The organism is Bradyrhizobium sp. Gha (assembly GCF_900113735.1).
Taxonomy (GTDB): domain Bacteria; phylum Pseudomonadota; class Alphaproteobacteria; order Rhizobiales; family Xanthobacteraceae; genus Bradyrhizobium.
Window position 1 is genome coordinate 500390 of the sequence record NZ_FOQM01000003.1, and the last position, 18602, is coordinate 518991.

Genomic DNA, 18602 nt, shown 5'->3' on the forward strand with positions numbered 1-18602 from the left:
GCGTGCGCCGCATGGCACGGGCGCGTTATGCCGGGACCGGCGCGGTGTTCACCGCATGGCAGGCGACGCCGTCGATCAATTCCGGAGTCTCCTTGCGGCAGAGATCGAACGCCAGCGGACAGCGCGGGTTGAAGGCGCAGCCAGGCGGCGGATTGATCGGGTTGGGGATCTCGCCCTTCACCGGAATGCGTTGGCGGCCGCTCATGGCGAGATCAGGCACGGCGCCGAGCAGCATCTTGGTGTACGGCATGCGCGGACGGGTGAACAGCTCGCGCCCTTCCGCGATCTCGACGATGCGGCCGAGATACATCACACCCACCCGGCTCGCCACGTGGCGGACCACGGCGAGGTTGTGGCTGATGAACAAATAGGTCAGGCCGAACTTGTCCTGGAGATCGCGCATCAGGTTCAGGATCTGCGCCTGCACGGAGACGTCGAGCGCCGAAGTCGGTTCGTCGCAGACGATGAATTCGGCGTCGGAGGCAAGAGCGCGCGCGATCGCGATGCGCTGGCGCTGGCCGCCCGAGAACTCGTGCGGGAATTTCAACCGGTCGTCGGGATGCAGGCCGACGAGAGTCAGAAGCTCGCCGACGCGCGCCTGGACGTCGCGCTCACCCTCGATCAGGTCGAAGGCGCGGATCGGCTCCGCGATGATGGCACCGACCCGGAAGCGCGGGTTCAGGCTGGCATAGGGATCCTGGAAGATCATCTGGATGCGGCGGCGCAGCTTTCGGCGCGCCTGGCCTTGCCGCGGATCGGTCATCGAGACGCCGTCGATCAGCACGTCGCCGGAGCTTGGTGGCAGCAGCCCGACGACCATGCGCGCCACGGTGGTTTTGCCCGAGCCGGACTCGCCGACCAGTGCAAAGGTTTCACCCTTCTTGATGTCGAAGGTCACTTGGTCGACCGCCTTGAGATATTCGAGATGGCCGCCTTCCAGCACGCGGTTGAGCCATGGCTTCGAGACGTCGAAGACACGGCGCAGATTTGTGGCCTGGACGAAAGGCGTGCTCATGCCGCAGTCTCCGCCGGCGCCGCATCATAGAGATGGCAGGCCACCGATTGTGTGCCGCGCGACAGCGGCTCGGGCCGTTCCACCCGGCAACGATCGAAGGCGGAAGCGCAGCGCGGATTGAACGCGCAGCCACGCGGGATCGCCGACAGGCGCGGCATCGAGCCTGGAATCTGCACCAGGCGCTTGTCTTCACCGGCCAGCGTCGGGATCGCGCCCATCAGACCCTTGGCATAGGGGTGCAGCGGATTCCTCACGACATCCTGCACGGGGCCAATCTCGGCGACGCGGCCGGCGTACATCACCGCGACGCGGTCGGAGGTCTCGGCGATCACGCCCATGTCGTGGGTCACCAGCATCACGGCGGTGCCGTGGTCGCGCCCGAGCCGCTTGATCAGCGAGATGATCTGCGCCTGCACGGAGACGTCGAGCGCGGTGGTGGGCTCGTCCGCAATGATCAGCTCCGGCTCGGCGCAGATCGCGAGCGCAATCACCACGCGCTGGCGCATGCCGCCGGAGAATTCGTGGGGATAGCCGTCGATGCGTTTTTCCGGTGCGGGGATTCCGACTTCCGCGAGAAGGTCGATGGCACGGCGGCGGGCGGCCGTCTCGGACAGATTGAGATGGGTCCGGATCGTCTCCACGACCTGGTCGCCGACCTTGTACAGCGGATTGAGCGAGGTCAGCGGATCCTGGAAGATCATGCCGATGCGTTTTCCGCGCACGCGGCGCATCTCCTCCGGTGGCAGATTGTCGATGCGCAGGCCAGCGAGGCGAATCTCGCCACCGGCGATGCGGCCGGGCGGATCGATCAGGCCGATCACCGAAAGCCCCGTGACGGATTTGCCGGCGCCGGACTCTCCAACCACGCCGAGCACCTCACCCTTGGCGATATCGAAGGAGACGCCGTCGATGGCGCGCAACGTGCCGCGGCGGGAGGCGAACTCGACCTGGAGATTACGAACGGAGAGAACGGGTTCGGTCATGAATGCTGTAGACTCATCGGAGCTTGGGGTTGAGTGCGTCGCGCAGCCAGTCGCCGAGCAGGTTGATCGACAGGATAAGCGCCGCGAGTGCGAATCCAGGGAAGGCGACGATCCACCATTCGCCGGCAAACAGATAGCCGTTGCCGATGCGGATCAGCGTGCCGAGCGACGGCATGGTCTCGGGCATGCCCGAGCCGAGGAACGACAGCGTCGCCTCGGTGATGATGGCCAGCGCGAGGTTGATGGTGGCGATCACGAGGATCGGCCCCGTGGTGTTCGGCAGCACGTGGCGCAGCATGATCACGGGGGCGGGCAGCCCGATCAACTGCGCGGCTGCGACATAATCCTTGTTCTTCTCGACCAGGACCGAGCCACGCACCGTGCGCGCGTATTGCACCCAAAAGCTCAGCCCGATCGCGAAGACCAGGACCGCCAACATGCTCGTCTCGTCGAGCTTGTTGCCCAAGACCGATTTGGCGATGCCATTGATCAACAGCGCGATCAGGATAGCCGGAAACGAAAGCTGTACGTCGGCGATGCGCATGATCAGCCCATCGACGGCGCCGCCGAAATAGCCCGCCGTCAGCCCAAGCAGGATGCCGATCGCGCCGGACAGGACCACGCCGAGTACGCCGACGAGCAGCGAGATACGCAGTCCGTAGAGGATCGCAGACAGCACGTCGCGGCCCTGCTCGTCGGTGCCGAGCAGGAACGGGCTTTGGCCGTCGGCGGTCCAGAGCGGCGAGATGCGCGAATTCATCAGCTGGAGCTGTGCCGGGTCGAACGGATTTTGCACCGACAGCACCGAGGCGAAGATCGCGACCAGGAAGAACAGCAGCGTCACACCCGCCGCGATCATGGTGATCTTAGAGCGGCGGAACGAATAGAACAGGTCGCTGTCGAGCGCGCGCCTGAACCAGCCGGGCGCCGCCGCAGGGCGCTTCTCGGTCGGATGGGGAACGACGGCTTCGCTCATGTCAGTGTGCCCGGCTGACCGTCGAGCGCAGCCGCGGATCGACGATGGTGTAGAGGATATCAACCACGAGATTGATGGTGACGAAGATCAGGGACACCATCATCAAATAGGCGGCCATGATCGGGATATCGACGTTCTGAACGGCCTGCACGAACAGCAGCCCCATGCCCGGCCACTGGAACACGGTCTCGGTGATGATCGCGAAAGCAATGACCGAGCCAAATTGCAGACCGGCCACGGTGATCACGGGAACCAGCGTGTTGCGCAGCGCATGGCCGAAATGGATCGCCCGCGTGGTCAGACCGCGCGCGCGGGCGAAGCGGATGTAGTCGGTCCGAAGCACTTCCAGCATCTCGGCGCGCACCAGCCGCATGATCAGCGTCATCTGGAACAGGCCAAGCGTGATCGCAGGCATGATCAGCGCTTTCAAGCCGGACAACGTCAAGAGCCCCGTCGCCCACCAGCCGATATGCACGACGTCGCCGCGACCGAACGAGGGCAGCCAGCCCAGCGTCACCGAAAACAGGTAGATCATGAGAACGCCGATCAGGAAGGTCGGCAGAGAGATGCCGATCAGGGAGACGGCCTGGAAGACGTGTGCGAGCCAACTGTCGCGGCGAAGCGCCGAATAGACCCCCATCAGGATGCCGCTGATCATGGCGAAGATGCTGGCAACGATGGCCAGCTCGAGCGTCGCCGGCATCCGCTCCATCAGCAGGTTGGTGACCGGGAGGCGAAATTGGTAGGACACGCCGAACTTGAATTGCGCGGCGTTGCCGATATATCGGCCGAACTGCACGATTACGGGATCGTCGAGGCCGAGCGATTGACGGATCGCGGCGCGTTCGGCGCCCGACGTATCCATCCCGACCATCTGGTTCACGGGATCGCCGGCAAAACGAAACATCGAGAACGAGATGATCCCGACGGCGATCATGACGCCGATGGCCTGGACGGCTCGGCGCAGTGTGAAAGCGAGCATCTGTTCCTTTCACATGTCTTCAGCAGCACGCATCATTGCGTTAGCCCGAAACAGCAAGTCCCGGAAGCCAGATCTTGAAGCGATGGCTTCCGGGACTTCACAAGATGTCGACACCTACTCGTCCTGTTTGGTCGCCCAGTACAGCATGACCATGTTGTCCGCACGCTGGGTCAGCTTCACTTTCTTCGACACGCCCCAGGCGAGGGCCTGCTGGTGCAGCGGGATGTAGGCCCAGTCCTTCATGGAGAGCTCGAAGGCCTGCTTGATCAAGAGATCGCGCTTGGTCGGATCGGATTCCACGAGCACCTTGTCGGCGAGCTCGTCGAACTGCTTGTTGCAATAGCCGCCGAGATTGGCTTCGCCGCGGTTGGGATCCTTGGGGTCGTCGCGGCAGCCCATGATGTCGTGCAGCACATTCTGGGAGTCGAGCGTATCCGGAGTCCAGCCCAGCATGTACAGCGAGGTCTTGTAGCCGCCGGGCTTCAGCACCTTGGCGAAATACTGGGCCTTGGGCTGCGCCAGCAGATCCACCTTGATGTTGATGCGTGCGAGCATGCCGACGATGGCCTGGCAGATCGCGGCGTCATTGACGTAGCGGTCGTTCGGGCAGTCCATCGTCACCTCGAAGCCGTCGGCATAGCCGGCGTCCGCCAGAAGCTTCTTGGCGGCGTCGGGATCGAGCTTCGGTCGCGTGAAGTCCTTCGACATCGCGAAGATCTCGGGTGCGACCATCAATGCGGACGGCGTGGACAACCCGCGCATGACGCGATTCTTGATCAGGTCGACGTCGATCGCACGGTAGACGGCTTCGCGAACGCGAACGTCCTTGAATGGGTTCTTGCCCTTGACGTTGGAGTACAGCAGTTCGTCGCGCGCCTGGTCCATGCCAACGAAGATGGTGCGCAGTTCAGGCCCCGTCAGCACGGTGGCGTTGGGGCTTGCTTTGACGCGCTCGATGTCCTGGACCGGAACCGGCTCGATCACGTCGACCTCGCCGGACAACAGCGCCGCAACGCGCGTGGCGGGGTTTGCGATCGGCGTAAAGACGATCTCCTTCAGATTATGCTCCGGCTTGCCCCACCAGTTCGGGTTGGCCTTGAAGACGGTCTTCACGCCCGGCTGATGGCTCTCGATCGTGAAGGGGCCGGTGCCGTTTTCATGCAGCGAGGCATAGCTCGGGGTCGTCGCGGCTGCGGGCGTCGGTGCCACCGCATCGTTCGCCTCTGCCCATTTCTTGTCCATGATGTACCAGGTCGCCCACAGCGCCGTCAGGATGGGGTTGGGCGAGGTCAGGACGAAATCGACGGTGTAATCGTCGACCTTGATGACCTTGGCATCGGCGGGAACGCGGCTCTGGAAGTTCGAGCCTTTTGCTCGGACGCGCTCGGCCGAGAACACCACGTCATCGGCGGTGAAGGGGTCACCGTTGTGGAATTTGACGCCCTTGCGCAGGTGAAAGCGCCAACGCGTCGGCTCCGGCGTCTCCCAGCTTTCGGCCAGCGCCGGGATGATCTTCAGGTCTTTGCCGCGAGCGACCAGACCCTCATAGACGTGGCCCAGATGCGCGCTGGTGGTCGACTCGTTGAGTGTGTAGGGGTCGAGCGACTTCAGCTCACCCTGGTTGGCGTAGCGCAGCGTCTGGCTCCACGCCGGCGAAACGGCGAACGCAAACACACCGGCGAGCGTCGCCGCAAAAAGACTTCGTCCGACTGACATTCTTGACCCTCTCCACTCACCCGCGCCGTCATTTTTGATTGTTCGGCGGGGCTGATCGACCCATGTTGCCCAGAGTTCTCGACCCGTGCAAGCGCCATTCCAGCAAGGAACGCGCCAAGTTGCACCGCTGTGCAGCAATGCTGACAGGCATTTTGGGGCGAGAGGCGCGCGGGCGACATTCGAATTTCGACCGCGATGTCTCGAAAATGGGGCGGGAATACCGCGGCGGCGGCCCGGCGGCGCGCGATCGGGGCGGAGCGATTTGATTGACCATATCCCCTGATTTACGGAAGCCGGCGCCCAGCCCCGCGTCTCAGGTCGCTTGCGTCGCACACCATGTCGCGGCGATACTGAGCGAGGCCACTCGAATCTGATCCGGAGGGGACATGAAAGTAAATATCGAAATCGACTGCACTCCCCTCGAGGCCCGCCAGTTCTTCGGATTGCCTGATGTATCGCCGATGCAGACGGCGGTCATGGACAAGCTGCAGCAGCAGGTCCTGAGCAACATCGACAAGGTCTCTCCGGAATCGCTGATCCAGAGCTGGTTTACCTTTGATCCCAAGCTCGCGGAGCGGTTTCAGGACATGTTCGTCACGATGGCCGGTCTCGGCAGCCCGCGCAGCGGCGACAAGAAGAAGTAATGACATCCGAGCCGGACGGGCCGCCGTCGCCGGGCCGGCTTCGTCCGCCGAGCCTTGGCCTGTTGCTAGCCGAGGCCCGAGGGCTGTTTGAATTCAACGCCAGCCTCCTGCTGTCGCCGCTGCTGATGCGCGCGCCGAGGGGCGACGGCCATCCGGTGCTGGCGCTGCCGGGCTTTCTTGCCAGCGATCTTTCGATGGCGCCGATGCGGCGCTATCTCGGAGAGCTCGGCTATGAGGCGCAGGCCTGGCGGATGGGCCGCAATCTGGGCGGATTGGCGCGAATGCGGCAAGCCCTTCGCACCCGCCTTGTCGAAATCCACGCCACCAGTGGAAGGAAAGTCAGCCTGGTCGGATGGAGTCTCGGCGGCGTCTATGCCCGTGACCTCGCGCTTCAGGCGCCGGACATGGTCCGCTCCGTGATCACGCTTGGCAGCCCCTTCGCCAATGACGTGCGGGCGACCAACGCGACCGCGCTCTACGAGGCATTGTCAGGCGAGCGGGTCGAGGATTTTGCAGAAGCGCGCGCCGCGATTGCCGGCGATCTCAAGGTGCCGGCGACCTCGATCTATTCGCGCACGGACGGCGTCGTGAATTGGCGCACCTGCCTCCTGCGCGAGTCGGATCGGGCCGAGAACATCGAGGTGCATTTGGCGAGCCATGTCGGGCTCGGGGTGAACCCGGCTGCGTTGTGGGCCGTTGCAGATCGCCTGGCTCAACCGGAGGGAGAGTTCTGGCCATTCGACCGGGCGGGGCCGTTTGCCATTGCATATGCCCCGCCTGAGCGGGCAGTATCGGCCTGACGAGAAGCGCCGGCAAAGGCGCCCGTCACACACAAGCGGAGGGAACTATGGCTGACGGTAAGAAGCTTTCGTCGCTGGATGCGTCGTTTCTCTATCTGGAAACGCCTGAGATGCCGATGCATGTCGGTAGCATGGCGATCTTTCGTCTGCCTGACGATTACAAGGGCGACTTCTTCGAAGACTTCAAGGCGATGATCGTCTCGCGGCTGCACATCGCGCCGATCCTGAAAGCGCGCCTTGAGAAGGCGCCGCTGGATATCGATCATCCGACCTGGGTCGAGGACGACCAGTTCGACATCGACCGTCACATCTTCCGCGCCAGCCTGCCGGCGCCGCGTGACCGCGCCACGCTCGAGCGCATCGTCGGCTGGATGCATGCCAAGCTCCTGAACCGCGCCCGCCCGCTCTGGGAATTCTACGTGTTCGAGGGCATGAAGGACAATGAAGTCGGGCTCTATTCCAAGATGCATCATGCCGCCATCGATGGTGGCGCCGGTGCGGCCCTGACCAACATGATCTACGACATCTCGCCGATTCCGCGGAAGGTCGAGCCGCCGACCGGCGGATCGAAGCCGGGGCAGGAGCCGCGCGACATCGCCGCCAATCTGCTCGATTCCTATACGCAGCTGTTCAACCAGCCACTCGATGCCGGCAAGGCCGCCCAGAACCTGCAACTGCCGCGCACCGGCAAGAGCGACATCGGTTCGATCCTGTTCGACAACGCGATGTATCAGATCGAAAGCGCGGTGCGCTTCGCCGGCAGCATCCCAACCGTGGTCAAGAGCGTCTCCGACGTGCTCGGCAAGATCTCCGACCCGAAGTCGCGCGAGAGCCTCGCCAGCATGGTGTCGCCCCCCACCATGCTCAACAAGACGATTTCGTCGGAGCGCAGCTTTGCCGGCGTGTCGATCTCGCTGTCGCGATCCAAGGCGCTGGCCAAGGCGGCGGGCGGCAAGCTCAATGACGTCGTGCTGGCGCTCGCCTCCGGCGTGGTCCGGCGCTATCTCCTGCAATATGGCACGCTGCCGGCGAAGTCGCTGACCGCTGCAGTGCCGATCTCCCTGCGCGAGGAGGGCAACACCGAAGCCAACAACCAGGTGTTCGGCATGATCTGTTCGATCGCGACCAATATCGAGGATCCCAAGGCGCGGCTCGAGGCCATCATCGCGCAGTCGACCAAGTCCAAGGAGATGTCGCATCCGCTGCGGGCCTTGATGCCGCAGGTCTCCAACATCTCGATGCTGGGCGCGCCGATCATCGTCCAGATCCTGGCACTGCTCTACAGCCGCTCGGACCTGTCGGACGTGCTGCCGCCGGCGGCCAACATCACGGTGTCCAACGTGCCGGGGCCGCGGCAGACGCTCTATGCCGCGGGCGCCGAACTGCTGCACATTTTCCCGGTCTCGATCTCGACGCACGGACAGGCGCTCAACATCACCGTGCAGAGCTACCGCGACCAGCTCGATTTCGGCTTCATCGTCGGCGCCAACATCATTCCGCATGTACAGGTGATGTGCGACATGCTGCCGGAGGAGTTTGCCGCGCTCGAAGCGGCCTACGCGCCGCCTGCGGCCGACATCAAGGGCGCAGCCGAATAAGTCGCTTGTCAGGAAGTTCGCAATGATTGAAATGCCCCCGCTGAGGTTCGCGCAGACGAACGGAATCCGCATGGGCTATTACGAGGCGGGTCCTGTCACCGACAAGCCGCCGGTGGTGCTGTGCCATGGCTGGCCGGAGCTCGCCTTCTCCTGGCGCCACCAGATCAAGGCGCTGAGCGAGGCCGGCATCCGCGTGATCGCGCCGGACCAGCGCGGCTATGGCGCGACCGAGCGGCCCGAGCCGGTCGAGGCTTATGACATGGAGCACCTGACCGGCGACCTGGTCGGGCTGCTGGATCATTTCAACATCGACAAGGCAATCTTCGTTGGCCACGATTGGGGTGGCTTCGTCGTCTGGCAAATGCCGCTGCGGCACCCCAACCGCGTTGCCGGTGTCGTCGGTGTCAACACGCCGCATTGGGACCGTGCGCCGATGGATCCGATCGCACTGTTCCGCGAGCGCTACGGCGACCAGATGTATATCGTCCAATTCCAGGACCCCGCGCGCGAACCGGACAGGATTTTCGGCAGCCGTGTCGAGCAGACCTTTGATGCCTTCATGCGCAAGCCGCTGCCACGTCCGGCGGAGAAATCAGGTGAGCCGCCGATCGCAGGCGTTGGCGCCTCGTCAAAGACCAATCTGGCGTTTCCCCAGATGATCGCGGCCTACGATGCCAAGGTCGATCCGCGGACGCCGATCCTGACGGCGGAGGAGAAGCAGGTGTTCGTCGACACGTTCACGGAAACCGGCTTCACCGGCGGCATCAATTGGTACCGCAATTTCACCCGCAACTGGGAGCGCTCGCAAGGGCTCGACCACCACATCACCGTGCCGTCGCTGATGATCATGGCCGAGAACGACGCGGTGCTGCCGCCGTCCGCGGCCGACGGCATGGAGGGACTGGTGGCGGACCTCGAAAAATACCTGGTGAAGGACAGCGGCCATTGGACGCAGCAGGAGAAGCCGGAAGAAGTCAGCGCCATCTTGATCGAATGGCGTAGAAGGCGGTTTGGCTAGCTCGTCATTCTGAGGAGCGAAGCCACGAAGCAATCCAGGAAAGTGTCCCTGCTTCGCTTCGCTCGCAATGACGACGTTGAAGACCGAGGCAGGGGGAAGCACTTTTAATGTCATCCAAGAACCGTCTGGACCCGATTCCGCAGCCGCCGACCAAGCCGGTGATCGGAAACATGCTGTCGCTGGATTCGGCCGCGCCTGTCCAGCATCTGACGCGGCTGGCCAAGGAACTCGGGCCGATCTTCTGGCTCGACATGATGGGCTCACCGATCGTGGTCGTGTCCGGCCACGATCTCGTCGACGAGCTCTCCGACGAAAAGCGCTTCGACAAGACGGTGCGCGGGGCGCTGCGGCGTGTGCGTGCGGTCGGCGGCGATGGCCTGTTCACGGCGGACACCAAGGAGCCGAACTGGAGCAAGGCGCATAACATCCTGCTGCAGCCGTTCGGCAACCGCGCCATGCAGTCCTACCATCCGAGCATGGTCGATATCGCCGAGCAGCTCGTCCACAAATGGGAGCGGCTGAACGCCGACGACGAGATCGACGTCGTTCACGACATGACCGCGCTGACGCTGGACACGATCGGCCTCTGCGGCTTCGACTACCGCTTCAATTCGTTCTACCGGCGCGACTACCACCCCTTCGTCGAGTCACTGGTGCGTTCGCTCGAAACCATCATGATGACGCGCGGCCTGCCATTCGAGCAGCTCTGGATGCAGAAGCGGCGGAAGACGCTGGGCGAGGACGTCAACTTCATGAACAAGATGGTCGACGAGATCATCGCCGAGCGCCGCAAGAGCGCCGAAGCCATCGATGACAAGAAGGACATGCTGGCCGCGATGATGACCGGGGTCGACCGCTCGACCGGCGAGCAGCTGGACGATGTCAACATCCGCTACCAGATCAACACGTTCCTGATCGCGGGCCACGAGACCACCAGCGGCCTCTTATCCTACACGCTCTATGCGTTGCTGAAGCACCCGGACATTCTCAAAAAGGCCTATGACGAGGTCGATCGCGTCTTCGGCCCCGACGTCGGTGCGAAGCCGACCTACCAGCAGGTGACCGAGCTCACCTATATCACGCAGATCCTGAAAGAGGCGCTGCGGCTATGGCCACCGGCGCCGGCCTACGGCATCTCGCCGTTGAACGACGAGACTATCGGTGGCGGCAAGTACAGGCTCAGGAAGGGCACGTTCACCACGATCCTGGTAACCGCGCTGCATCGCGACCCCACCGTCTGGGGACCCAATCCGGATGCTTTCGATCCCGAGAACTTCAGCAAGGAAGCGGAGGCCAAGCGGCCGATCAACGCGTGGAAGCCATTCGGCAACGGCCAGCGCGCCTGCATCGGCCGCGGTTTCGCCAGCGGCGCTTGCACTCGGCATGATCCTCCAGCGCTTCAAGCTGATCGACCATCAGCGCTATCATTTGCACCTGAAGGAAACGTTGACGATGAAGCCGGAAGGCTTCAAGATCAAGGTGCGACCGCGGGCGGATCGCGAGCGGGGCGCCTATGGCGGGCCCGTCGCGGCCGCGGCTGTTGCGCCGCGGGCGCCGCGTCGGCCGACCACGCGTCCCGGCCATAACACGCCGATGCTCGTCCTTTACGGCTCCAATCTGGGCACGGCCGAGGAACTCGCGACGCGCATGGCCGATCTTGCCGAGATCAACGGCTTTGCCGTGCATCTCGGACCGCTCGACGATTTCGTCGGCAAGCTGCCGCAGCAGGGCGGCGTGTTGATCATCTGCGCCTCCTACAATGGCGCGCCTCCCGACAATGCGACGGAATTCGTCAAGTGGCTCGGGGAAGATCTGCCGCAAGATGCCTTTGTCAATGTGCGCTATGCCGTGTTCGGCTGCGGCAACAGTGACTGGGCCGCGACCTATCAATCGGTGCCGCGCTTCATCGACGAGCAACTCTCCAAGCATGGCGCCCGCGCAGTCTATCCGCGCGGAGAGGGCGATGCGCGCAGCGATCTCGACGGCCAGTTCCAGAAGTGGTTCCCGGCGGCGGCCCAGGTCGCGACCAAGGAATTCGGCATCGACTGGAACTTCACCCGCACTGCCGAAGACGATCCGCTCTACGCGATCGAGCCTGTCGCGGTCACTGCCGTCAATACCATCGTGGCCCAGGGCGGCGCTGTCGCGATGAAGGTGCTGGTCAATGACGAGCTTCAGAACAAGTCAGGCCCCAATCCATCGGAGCGGTCCACACGCCATATCGAGGTTCAGCTGCCGGTTAATGTCAGCTACCGCGTCGGTGATCACTTGAGCGTCGTCCCGCGCAACGATCCGACACTGGTGGACTCCGTCGCCCGCCGCTTCGGCTTCCTGCCGGCCGATCAGATCAAGCTTCAGGTCGCCGAGGGCCGCCGTGCGCAATTGCCGGTCGGCGAAGCCGTGTCGGTCGGCCGACTGCTCAGCGAGTTCGTCGAGCTGCAGCAGGTGGCGACGCGGAAGCAGATCCAGATCATGGCTGAGCACACCCGCTGCCCGGTCACCAAGCCGAAGCTAGTAGCGTTCGTCGGCGAAGAGCCTGAAATGCTCGAACGGTACCGTAGTGAGATCCTGGGCAAGCGCAAATCGGTGTTCGACTTGCTGCTCGAATATCCGGCCTGCGAATTGCCGTTCCACGTCTATCTGGAAATGCTCTCGCTGCTGGCGCCGCGTTACTATTCGATATCGTCTTCGCCGTCGGTCGACCCGGCACGTTGCAGCGTTACGGTTGGCGTGGTCGAGGGACCAGCCGCTTCGGGGCGCGGCGTCTATAAAGGCATCTGCTCGAATTACATCGCCAACCGGCGCACCGGCGATACGGTGTACGCCACGGTGCGCGAGACGAAGGCCGGTTTCCGGCTGCCCGACGACTTATCAGTACCGATCATCATGATCGGCCCGGGCACGGGACTTGCGCCGTTCCGCGGCTTCCTCCAGGAGCGCGCCGCGCGCAAGGCGAAGGGCGCCAGCCTTGGGCCGGCCATGCTGTTCTTCGGCTGCCGCCATCCCGACCAGGATTTTCTCTACGCGGACGAATTGAAGGCGCTCGCCGCAAGCGGCATCACCGAGCTCTTCACCGCGTTCTCCCGCGCGGATGGGCCGAAGACCTATGTCCAGCACGTCCTCGCGGCGCAGAAGGACAAGGTCTGGCTGCTGATCGAGCAGGGCGCGATCATCTATGTCTGCGGCGATGGCGGCAAGATGGAGCCCGATGTGAAGGCGGCGCTGGTTGCGATCCATCGCGAGAAGAACGGCAGCGATGCGGCCGCAGCCACGCGCTGGATCGAGGAGATGGGGGCGCACAACCGCTATGTGCTGGACGTCTGGGCGGGAGGGTGACTGTTCTTCCGATCGTGCTAAAGCACTCCCATGATTCCCTGGGAAAAGATCGACACCGCCAAAATCCCCGGCTCTGACGAAGAGCTCCGCCTGATGCGGCGCGGCAAGGAGTTTTCGATCAAGCTCGGCACCAACGAGCTGATGAACAACCGCCTGTCAGGCTCCGAAGCTGCACTCGCGACACTCGCGGCGAAGCAGATCGAGACAGTCGCGAAGCCCGTCGTCCTCATCGGCGGCCTCGGCATGGGCTTTACGCTGCGTGCGGCGCTCGCCGTGCTTGGAAGCAAGGCGAAGATCGTAGTGTCCGAGCTCGTGCCCGCGGTGGTCGCCTGGGCGCGAGGTCCGATGGCGGAGGTCTTCGGCGACAGTCTCGATGATGCCAGGGTGAGCATCCGGGAGATCGACGTTGGCGAAATCATCCGGGCGAAGAGTTCGGCGTTCGACGCCATTCTGCTTGACGTCGATAATGGGCCGGAAGGGTTGACCCGGAAGGGCAATGACGCGCTCTACAGTGCGAGCGGGTTGACGGCCGCGAGGGTGGCGCTACGGCGGGGCGGCGTGCTCGCCGTCTGGTCCTCGGGACCCAATCCCGCCTTCACCAGGCGTCTCGGCCGTGCCGGCTTCGGCGTCAACGAGGTCAATGTGCGCGCCACCGGCAGGGGCGGCGGCGCGCGCCACGTCATCTGGATCGGGAAGAAAAGCTAGAACATCGTATTGTTGTTCGCCGGATTCTCCGGGATTGTCTGGACGACATCCCAATGCTCGACGATCTTGCCGTTCTCGAGCTTGAAGATGTCGACGATCGCATTGCCCTTGGTGCCGGGCTCGCGAACCGCGTTGACATGCAGGATCACGTAGTCGCCATCCACGAACGAACGTTTGATCTCGCTGTGCGAGTCCGGAAACTTTTCGCGCAGGAAGCCGATGAACTTTCGGAAGCCCTCCGGTCCGTCGGCGGCGTTCGGGTTGTGCTGGACGTAACGGTCGCCGACATAGGCGAGCGCGGCGTCCACATCCTTCTGATTGAGACCCTTCTCGTAGAAGGCCAGCACGGCCTTGCGGTTGGCTTCCTGTTGCGCGCTACCCGCAAAAGCGGCGCCGCCGGCGAGGGAAAGCGTGAGGACTGAAACGGCGGCCATTGCGGCCGACCGAGCGATGAGATGCATGTGAACTCCGAGAGGCCGCAGCGTCGTAATTGGGGAAGCCTCTATAGCTCCCGCGTCGGCTCGCGTTAAGAGAGTAACCGGCAGTTCACATGGTCACCGTGAGGAGACCGGCTGCGTCGATCTAGGCGGCCTTTGCAGCCGCTCCATGCGCGTGTTTGTCGATGGCGCCGATGATCTCGGGCCAGAACCGCATCGGCAGCGCGTGGCCCATGCCCTCGATCATCAGCAGCTTTGCGCCCGGAATCGACTCCGCTGTGTCCTTGCCGCCTTCGGGACGCACCAGCGGATCGACAGTGCCGTGAATGACCAATGTCGGCGTCTTCACGTGCTTCAGCCTTTCCTTGCGGCTGCCGGAGGCGAGCACGGCGCGGAGCTGTCGGCCGACGCCGGCCGGATTGAGCCCACGGGCGAAGACGCGTTCGGCACGATCAGGATCAAGCGCTTCTTCCTCCGGGAAGGAGCCGCCGCGCAAGATGTTCCAGGTTTGGCCGAAGCGTGTGATGAACTCCTCCTTGCTGCGCGGCGGCGGCGCCATCAGCATGGCGGCAGCCTCGCGCGTCGGCGGCGGCACGCGGGGATTGCCCGTGGTCGACATGATCGAGGTCAGCGAGCGCACGCGCTCGGGAAATGACAGCGTCACTTCCTGCGCGATCATGCCGCCCATGGAGGCCCCGACCAGATGCGCCGACCTGATGCCGAGCGCATCCATCAGGCCGACCGTGTCCCTGGCCATGTCGATCAGCTTGTAGGGCGCGGCGACGGGAATCCTGAGGAAGCGCAGCTTCAGCAGCTCGAGGGGCGTCAGCCGCCTGCCGCCTGTGAGATGGCTCGACTTGCCGATATCGCGGTTGTCGAAACGGATCACGCGAAAGCCGTGCTTTGCAAGCTGCTCGCAGAACCCATCGTCCCAGTGGATCATCTGCGCCCCGAGCCCCATGATCAGCAGCAGCGGCTCGGCGTTGTCGTTGCCGAAAATCTCATAGCAGATGTCGATGCCGTTGGCGCGGACAGTCTGTGGCTGATGGGCGGAGGCGTTCACCGGCGTGCTCCCTTGGCTTCCAGGTGGGAATTGTATTGCATGGTTTGCCGTCGCAAAGAAGCCACGCGTGCGACATCGACCTGTCGCTTAGCCGTTGACCGGCCCGTCGCAACGGTGTGGTATGGCGACAAAAGAGGGGCGCAAGAAGCCCTCGTGACCTGGAGGATGCCGATGACCGACAAGATCACCGACCCTGTCGCCTTGTGGCAGAAGATGGTCGGCGAGATGGAGAAGGGGTTCAACTCGTTCGCCACCAAGGCGATGGAGACGCCCGAATTCTCGCAGGCCATGAATCGGGCCGGCGGTGCCGCTGCAGGCGCGCAGAAGCAGTTCGGCGATCTCATGGAGAAGTATCTACTCTCGCTGAATCTGCCGAGCCGCGAGCAAATGACCGGCATCGCCGAGCGGCTTCAGTCGATCGAGGGGCAGCTCGGTGAGATCAGGTCGATGCTGAACCAGATGTCGGAGGCGTCAGGCGGATCACCGGTCGATGCCGCACCGCGGCCGCCGCGTACGAAGCGCCCGCCATCCGAAAGCGGAGGGTCCAAATGAACGCGCCGACGGGAGTTGATCTCGCGGCAATCCCGGAGCGCATCCAGGCCGAGGTGCAGCGCGCCATCCAGCGCAGCATCAAGGGCGTCGAATATTTCTCGACCTCCGGTCCGACGCTCGGATCGACGCCAAAGGACGTGCTGCATTCGCGCGGCACGATGAGCCTCTATCACTACCGGCCAATGACGGACGAGATCTACCGGGTGCCCGTGCTGGTCGTGATGGCGACCACCAATCGCGGCTACATTCTCGATCTCGTGCCCGGCCAGAGCTTCATCGAGTTCCTCTTGAAGCGCGGCTACGACGTCTACATGCTGGACTGGAGCGCACCGCGGCCGGAGGAGAAGAGGCTGCGCATGGAGGACTACGTCCTCGACTTCATCCCGGATTGCGTCCGCCGCGTGCAGGCCGATTCCGGCGAGCAGGATATCTCCCTCATCGGCTATTGCTTTGGCGGGGTGCTCTCGCTGCTCTACGGCTCGATCTTCCCGGAGGGGCCGATGAAGAATTTGATCTGCTTCACCACGCCGATCGACTTCCGCGAGATGAAGCTGTTCTCGAATTTCTCCGACCGCCGCTATTTCGACGTCGACCGCCTCGTCGACAGCGTCGGCAACGTGCCGCCGGAGATGATCCTGTCCTCGTTCGAGATGCTGCGTCCGGCGTCGCGCACGGTCAGCCAGATCCAGCTCTGGGAAAACATCTGGAACGACGAGTACGTGAAGTCGTACCGGATGTTCGACCGCTGGGCCACCGACACGCTGCCGCTGGCGGGCGAGTATTTCCGCACCATCACCAAGGACCTGATGTGGGACAACAAGCTCTACAACGACACCATGTCGGTCGGTGGCCGTACGGCGAAGCTCGAGAACATCAAGGTGCCGATCCTGCATGCGGTCGCCGAGCACGATCACATCGTGCCCTATGACGCGGCAAAGCATCTGATCGCGAAGATCGGCTCGGCGGACAAGGAAGAGGTGATGCTGAAAGGCGGTCACGTCTCGCTGGTCGCAGGCGCCAACGCGGTGAAGCGGCTGTGGCCGAAACTGGATTCCTGGCTGGGGGCAAGATCGACATGAGTGAGCAGCGTTCCTATCCACGCCACGTCAGAACCGACGCGGGCGACATCGAGATCCGCCTGATGTCGCCTGTGGACGAAACTGCGGTGCTCGCCTTCGGCAAGGGCCTGCCGACCCATGATCTGCTGTTCCTGCCGCGCAACATCAGCGAGCCGAAGGTGCTGTCCGCCTGGGTCAAGGAGATCGAGCGCGGCGCGATTCAGAGTCTGCTTGCGGTGAAAGATGGCAGGGTGGTCGGCTGCGGCACCTTGGTGCGCGATCCTCACTCGTGGTCGCCCCATGTCGGCGAGATCCGCATGGTGGTCTCGGAGGACGTGCGCGGGAAGGGGGTGGGGAAGGCGCTGTCGCAGGAAACCTTTGCGCTCGCCCTCCGGGCGGGGCTGGAGAAGCTTTCGGTCCAGATGACGGTCGACCAGCAGGCGGCGATCGCGCTGTTCGAGAGCCTCGGCTTCAAGGCCGAGGCCCTGTTGCGGGACCATGTTCGGGATGTCGGCGGCAAGACCCACGACATCGTCGTGCTCGGCCACAACATCGCGCAGGTCCAGGCCCAGATGGAGGCCTATGGGCTGCCAGACGCGGTCCAGCGTTAGGACCGATCGAAACCTGGAAATCAACCCCATGCACAGAAGGCGGCGGGGCCAGGACGTCAGCTGATTGCCTCCAATTAAGGCTATCACGATTTCGTGATATCGCGATGCAGCATGAATATTGCGCCGCACAATCAACTGTGCCATATAAGTTGTGCCCCGGGCCATTGAGGACGGGGTGAGCCCATAGCTCAACCCTGAGGATGGAGAGAACCCCATGACCACCGAGACCAACACCGCTTTCGACGGCTTCAAAGACGCTTTCAAGAACATCCAGAATCTGGAAGTTCCCGAGGCTGCCCGCGAATTCGTCAAGAAGACCGCCAACACCGCCAAGGACCGTGCCGCTGAAGTGTTCGCTGGCTCCGAGCGCGTGACCGCCGCCGTCGAGAACGCGGTGACCGAGTCCGTCACTGAAGCCGGCAAGATCAGCCGCAACATCCAGCAGGCGATCTACGAAGACGCCGAGGCCTTCTTCTCGGGCATCGACAAGCTCGCGTCCGCCAAGTCGGTCAGCGAAGCCGTCGAGATCCAGTCGAGCCTGCTCCGCTCCCGCGGCGAAGTGTTCGTCTCGCGCGCCAAGGCGACCGCCGATTATCTCGGCAAGCTCGCTGCCAACGGTGCGAAGTCCGCTCAGGACAACTTCGCCAAGGTCTACAACAAGACCGCCTGATCTGGCGATCCGAGAGCAAACTGAAATTTGAGGCCCGCTTCGGCGGGCCTTTTGTTTTCCGCCGCCGCCGTCATTGCGAGCGAAGATTCCATGGGGAGTGGATAGCGACCTGGTCTGAGGCCAGACTGAGGTTGCTAACACACCAACCTGGAGACGACGATGTTGCTCGATCATCCTTCCGCCGGACTGGCCGCTATCCGCACACAGTTTGGCGCAATTTTTGTGTCATTGGAACTGAGCCGTTCGACATGGCTGGTTACATCGCTGTCGCCGGGCAAGGGCGAGAAGATGTCGAGACACAGCGTGAAAGCCGGCGACATTGCGGACCTTTTGAAGCTGTTGGCAGAGCTGAAGCGCAAGGCACAGGCGCGAACGGGCGAGAGTTATGCGATCATCACCATCCAGGAGGCGGGACTGGATGGGTTCTGGCTGCATCGC

At 63.3% G+C, this 18602-nt stretch carries 16 protein-coding genes and 2 pseudogenes; 11 read left to right on the plus strand and 7 right to left on the minus strand.

The genetic code is table 11. The annotated features are described in order from the left end of the window. Positions 1–25 precede the first annotated feature (25 nt). The 5 genes from BM222_RS08035 to BM222_RS08055 all read right to left on the minus strand — a co-directional run bounded on the left by BM222_RS08035 (position 26) and on the right by BM222_RS08055 (position 5672). A complete protein-coding gene (locus BM222_RS08035) occupies positions 26–1015 on the minus strand; it encodes an ABC transporter ATP-binding protein (protein ID WP_092227716.1) in 990 nt (329 codons plus the stop codon). Next, complete coding sequence (locus BM222_RS08040) at positions 1012–1998, minus strand: ABC transporter ATP-binding protein (protein ID WP_092227717.1); 987 nt, start codon at positions 1996–1998, stop codon at positions 1012–1014. The genes BM222_RS08035 and BM222_RS08040 overlap by 4 nt, the downstream gene beginning before the upstream one ends. A gap of 13 nt (positions 1999–2011) precedes the next feature. After that, a complete protein-coding gene (locus BM222_RS08045) occupies positions 2012–2974 on the minus strand; it encodes an ABC transporter permease (protein WP_092227718.1) in 963 nt (320 codons plus the stop codon). Position 2975: 1 nt separating this feature from the next. Then, positions 2976–3956: an ABC transporter permease gene (locus BM222_RS08050; RefSeq protein ID WP_092227719.1), complete on the minus strand. Its 981-nt coding sequence runs from the start codon at positions 3954–3956 to the stop codon at positions 2976–2978. Between the two features lie 114 nt (positions 3957–4070). Continuing rightward, on the minus strand, positions 4071–5672 hold the full coding sequence (locus tag BM222_RS08055) for an ABC transporter substrate-binding protein (RefSeq protein WP_092227720.1): 1602 nt from the start codon (positions 5670–5672) through the stop codon (positions 4071–4073). Between the two features lie 386 nt (positions 5673–6058). Here BM222_RS08055 and BM222_RS08060 point away from each other — a divergent pair, with 386 nt between their 5' ends. The 6 genes and pseudogenes from BM222_RS08060 (at position 6059) to BM222_RS08085 (ending at position 13773) form a co-directional block, all read left to right on the plus strand. Next, positions 6059–6316, plus strand: a complete 258-nt coding sequence (locus BM222_RS08060; protein WP_092227721.1) for a DUF6489 family protein — start codon at positions 6059–6061, stop codon at positions 6314–6316. Next, positions 6316–7116 carry an alpha/beta hydrolase family protein gene (locus tag BM222_RS08065; protein ID WP_092227722.1) on the plus strand — a complete coding sequence of 267 codons (801 nt, stop codon included), beginning with the start codon at positions 6316–6318 and terminating at the stop codon, positions 7114–7116. Before BM222_RS08060 ends, BM222_RS08065 begins: the two co-directional genes overlap by 1 nt. 47 nt (positions 7117–7163) lie before the next feature. Continuing rightward, on the plus strand, positions 7164–8714 hold the full coding sequence (locus tag BM222_RS08070) for a WS/DGAT/MGAT family O-acyltransferase (RefSeq protein WP_092227723.1): 1551 nt from the start codon (positions 7164–7166) through the stop codon (positions 8712–8714). A 22-nt stretch (positions 8715–8736) separates the two neighbouring features. Next, a complete protein-coding gene (locus BM222_RS08075) occupies positions 8737–9732 on the plus strand; it encodes an alpha/beta fold hydrolase (protein ID WP_092227724.1) in 996 nt (331 codons plus the stop codon). Positions 9733–9839: 107 nt separating this feature from the next. Next, positions 9840–13068: pseudogene (locus BM222_RS08080) on the plus strand (bifunctional cytochrome P450/NADPH--P450 reductase). A gap of 30 nt (positions 13069–13098) precedes the next feature. Beyond that, positions 13099–13773: a polyamine aminopropyltransferase gene (locus BM222_RS08085; RefSeq protein WP_092227725.1), complete on the plus strand. Its 675-nt coding sequence runs from the start codon at positions 13099–13101 to the stop codon at positions 13771–13773. On the opposite strand, the gene BM222_RS08090 is transcribed toward BM222_RS08085, so the two are convergent. Beyond that, on the minus strand, positions 13770–14234 hold the full coding sequence (locus BM222_RS08090; protein ID WP_092227726.1) for a nuclear transport factor 2 family protein: 465 nt from the start codon (positions 14232–14234) through the stop codon (positions 13770–13772). The two genes, BM222_RS08085 and BM222_RS08090, sit on opposite strands and share 4 nt — an antisense overlap. A 121-nt stretch (positions 14235–14355) precedes the next feature. Then, positions 14356–15273 (minus strand): alpha/beta fold hydrolase, encoded by a 918-nt coding sequence (locus tag BM222_RS08095; RefSeq protein WP_092227727.1) that lies wholly within the window; start codon positions 15271–15273, stop codon positions 14356–14358. Positions 15274–15444: 171 nt separating this feature from the next. On the opposite strand from BM222_RS08095, the gene BM222_RS08100 reads away from it, so the two are divergent. The 5 genes and pseudogenes from BM222_RS08100 to BM222_RS08120 all read left to right on the plus strand — a co-directional run. Further along, a complete protein-coding gene (locus BM222_RS08100; RefSeq protein ID WP_092227778.1) occupies positions 15445–15825 on the plus strand; it encodes a hypothetical protein in 381 nt (126 codons plus the stop codon). After that, a complete protein-coding gene (locus tag BM222_RS08105; protein ID WP_092227728.1) occupies positions 15822–16904 on the plus strand; it encodes a PHA/PHB synthase family protein in 1083 nt (360 codons plus the stop codon). Before BM222_RS08100 ends, BM222_RS08105 begins: the two co-directional genes overlap by 4 nt. After that, positions 16901–17494, plus strand: a complete 594-nt coding sequence (locus BM222_RS08110; RefSeq protein WP_177243064.1) for a GNAT family N-acetyltransferase — start codon at positions 16901–16903, stop codon at positions 17492–17494. Before BM222_RS08105 ends, BM222_RS08110 begins: the two co-directional genes overlap by 4 nt. A gap of 214 nt (positions 17495–17708) precedes the next feature. Continuing rightward, the gene (locus BM222_RS08115) at positions 17709–18164 is read left to right on the plus strand and encodes a phasin (protein WP_092227730.1); all 456 of its coding nucleotides are present in this window, start codon (positions 17709–17711) and stop codon (positions 18162–18164) included. A 159-nt stretch (positions 18165–18323) separates the two neighbouring features. Continuing rightward, a pseudogene (locus BM222_RS08120) lies at positions 18324–18602 on the plus strand (IS110 family transposase); the annotation flags it as partial.